2 protein-coding genes are annotated in these 3,494 nt (G+C 61.0%); both read right to left on the reverse strand.

Annotation, left to right across the window (positions count from 1 at the left end; genetic code table 11):
- Positions 1-220: 220 nt before the first annotated feature.
- Positions 221-1,402, reverse strand: coding sequence for a cation:proton antiporter (locus ACFTR6_RS22000; RefSeq protein ID WP_377959474.1), 1,182 nt, complete (start codon positions 1,400-1,402; stop codon positions 221-223).
- A gap of 228 nt (positions 1,403-1,630) precedes the next feature.
- Positions 1,631-3,055, reverse strand: coding sequence for an APC family permease (locus ACFTR6_RS22005; protein ID WP_377959475.1), 1,425 nt, complete (start codon positions 3,053-3,055; stop codon positions 1,631-1,633).
- Positions 3,056-3,494 lie beyond the last annotated feature (439 nt).

A 3,494-nucleotide genomic window follows, 5' to 3' on the forward strand; every position in this document is an offset into this window, starting at 1 on the left:
AAGCAAAACTACGTGAGGGAATTCGTTTACGCGAGGGATCTATAAACATTTACGTGAGAAATTCGGAGGCACAAATTCCCGCCCCAGTTAACATGTTGGAAACATTCGGGAACACGTCGGCGGCTGCTCTGGACTGGCCGGTTAAACAGTTCGGTCCCCGGTGCCGCCGTGGGGCAGCACCGGGGACCGAGCGGCTAAGCCGGGTCCTTGCGGGGACGGGTCATGCTTTCGTAACGGCCTCCTCTGGGCGCAGCAGGATTTCCGCCAATGGTTCGACGTAGCGTGCAGCCAGCGGGCCCACAACGGCCATGACGAGCACGTAGGCCGTAGCCACGGCCGCGAGTTCCTGGCTAACGGCACCGGAAGCGAGTGCCAGCCCGGCGATGACGATCGAGAATTCCCCGCGGGCTATCAGCGCCGTTCCGGCCCTAAGGCGGCCAGGCCTGGCAATACCCGCTTGCTTCGCCGCCCAGACGCCGGTGGCCATCTTGCTGGCTGCGGTGATCAGGGCGAGCACGAGAGCCCAGCCAAGCACGGGCGGAATGGACGCAGGATCGGTGTTCAGTCCGAACGCCACGAAGAAGATCGCGGCAAAAAGGTCCCGCAGTGGCGTCAGGACCAGCTTGGCATTGTGCGATGTGCCGCCGGAGATTGCGATGCCGAGCAAAAAGGCGCCCACAGCCGCGGACACCTGCATGGCTGATGCCATGCCGGCTACCAGCAGGGCCGCACCCAGTACCTTCAGGAGGAACACCTCTGAATTTTCGCTGTGAACGGCCTTGGAGACATGGTGTCCGTGACGCAGTGCAACCACGAGGACAACGCTCACTACCGCCAGCGCGATGCCCAATGTTGTGAGCCCGGCGAGGAAACTGACACCGGAAATAACCGTGGTGAGGACGGGAAGATACACGGCCATGGTCAGGTCCTCAAACACCAGGATGGAGATCACCACACGGGTTTCGCGGTTGCCCAGCCAGCCCAGGTCGCTGATCACCTTCGCCGCGATCCCCGACGAGGAAATATAAGTGACTCCGCCCATCACCATGGCACCCACGGCTCCCCATCCAAGGAAAAGGGCGAGTCCCGCCCCGGGCAGGAAGTTCAGGACCAGGTCGAGGATGCCGCCCTGCCACGACCTCCGCAGCCCGGTGAAGAGCTCGGACGCCGTGTATTCCAGGCCAAGCATCAGCAAGAGCAGGATGACACCGATCTCCCCGGCGAGATGCGCGAACTCCTTCATGCCTTCAAGCTCGATGATCCCGCCCGTGCCAAAGGCGAGCCCGCCCAAAAGGTAGAGCGGGATAGGTGACACCCCGATTCGGCCGGCAAGTTTGGCCAGGAGGCCGAGGCAGAACACAACGGCGCCCAGTTCAATGAGGCTCAGGGCTAGCGTGTCCATGGCGCCTACCCCCGCTGCAGGATTATCGCCACCGGGGAGACTCCGCACCACCTGCCTGCGGGCTTGGCGCCAAGGGCAACTGACAGACTGCTGTAAGCGATGGGCATGATGGCTTCCTCTCTGAAGCACGAACAACTTTTGCTTAAGTGGGTTCGGTCCCCGGCGCGACTGTCGAGTCGCGCCGGGGACCGCGTCTTTAGGGCTGCTCCTTCTCCAGCTCCGTACAGGTCACGGAGTCGGATCCAGAACCTTTTCGGGTTCCGGGGCATCGTAGTCCGGAACGTTGACCGCGGCTGCCTTGCTGCTCGCGCGGCGGGACTCATGCTGGGAGTACAGCCAGATGGGCAGGTAAAGCGCCAATACGAGGAAGCCGACCCAGGTTGAGGTCCAGCCGATCTCCAGGCTGTTCAGATAGACCACGCCGACCACGCACAGCGGCACGTTGAACAGGCCGAAGGTCAGGGCTACATGCTTCCAGCCCTTGGGTGCCTTGAACGGCCGTTCCAGGTTGGCGAAGGCCGGGTGCTTCCTGGCTTTGACATAGGCAAACAGGCTGATGCCGTTGGCCAGGGTGTAACCAATGGCGGAGGCTGCAAGGATTGCGGCGGCGTTTCCCATGGAAATCAGCACCAGGTTGAAGGCGCCGATGATCAGCATGGCAACGAAGGGAGTTCCCTGGCGATTTGTCTTGCCGATGAATTTGGGCAGGTTGCCTTCGGTCGACATGGAGTGCATGGCCCGGGACGAACCCAGGTACGCCGTCTGGATGATCAGGATCATGGCGGCGACCAGCATGATGATCGTGATGATTGAGCCGGCCTCGCCGAAGGTAGCCTGGGCGACCGGAATCAGGGGCGACACCGCTTCGGCCTGTACACCCTCAACACCGAGTACGCCGATGACTGCCGTTTGCAGCAGCACATACAGGACCAGGCAGATGAGGCCGCAGGCAAGCAGGGCCTTGGGGACGTCCTTCGCGGGGTTCTTGTATTCGGGGCCGTAGATTGCCGCCGTTTCCCAGGCACAGGCGCTCCACTGGGCGATCGCAAAGATGCCAAAGAGCATCAGGACATGATGCAGGTCCCAAGCCCAGTCAGTTGGCCACCAGTTGCCGGTGATGTTGGCCATTTCAACGTGTCCGGTAGCAAAAGGTGCTACCGCCAGGACGACCAGGGGTACCAGGGAGATGGCTGCCAGGATGTAACCGAGGATGGCGCCATCTTTGAGGCCGAACCAGTTCACCACGAACAGCCCGCCGAAAATCACGACGCCTGCAATCAGTGCCAGCTGGTATTCGGTAAAGGTCTCCCCCAGCGCCGGGAACAGCCCGTGCAGGTAACCGCCGACCAGGATGGCGAAGATCGCCAGAATCGGGTTCCAGCCAAACCAGTAGCTCCAGGCAGTGAAGCCGCCGATCAGTTTGCCCTTGTCGTACTTGCCCTTGTAGTTCTCGCTGCGAAATACAAGCTGCGCAAAGCCTGGCAGACCGGAGGCCTTGGGAAAGGTGGTGGCCATTTCTGCGTACGCAGCATTCTGCAGGAAGCCCTGAATGACCGATATCCCCCAGATGAGGATTGCCGCGGCAGAGACGTACATCGGCAGGTAGCCCAAAGATGGCAGAATCAGCAGCGGCACACCCAGTGCGATGGCCATACCTTGCTTCCAGTTGATCGATCTTTTCAGATTATCAACGCCATCCGAACGATTTTCACTCATAACATCTCCTTTGATGAACTGATCGTCTTGTGCCTACGCTGCATCGATCCCGTTGGCCTGCGGTGGGTATTGGGGACGGACCCGCGGACGCAAATATCCGAGAACGTAGGTGACTCCGGGAGGATCCCGGGCATGCAGAGGACGTGAAGCGGCCTCAGCGGCGAGATCGCGGGAGCGTCGCGGACGAATGAACGGTTGAGCTCCCGCGATCTCGCTTTCGTTTTACTGTTGGGGCTTGGTACTTGCCCGGATTGTCACTTTCCGGTGGAGCAGTGGCCGCCGTTGGTGGTGCGGGTTTCGGTGGGGAGGTTGAGGGTGGGGTTTTGGTTGAAGAAGCCGTGGGGTTCGAGCATGAAGCCGATGTTCTGGCGGGGCA

Source organism: Arthrobacter sp. NPDC057009 (genome assembly GCF_042673905.1).
Taxonomy (GTDB): Bacteria; Actinomycetota; Actinomycetes; order Actinomycetales; family Micrococcaceae; genus Arthrobacter.

Excerpts from the sequence above, each read along its gene's own strand:
- ACFTR6_RS22000 (WP_377959474.1), bottom strand. The coding sequence starts at position 1,402 with ATGGACACGCTAGCCCTGAGCCTCATTGAACTGGGCGCCGTTGTGTTC.
- ACFTR6_RS22005 (WP_377959475.1), bottom strand. The coding sequence starts at position 3,055 with ATGGCCATCGCACTGGGTGTGCCGCTGCTGATTCTGCCATCTTTGGGC.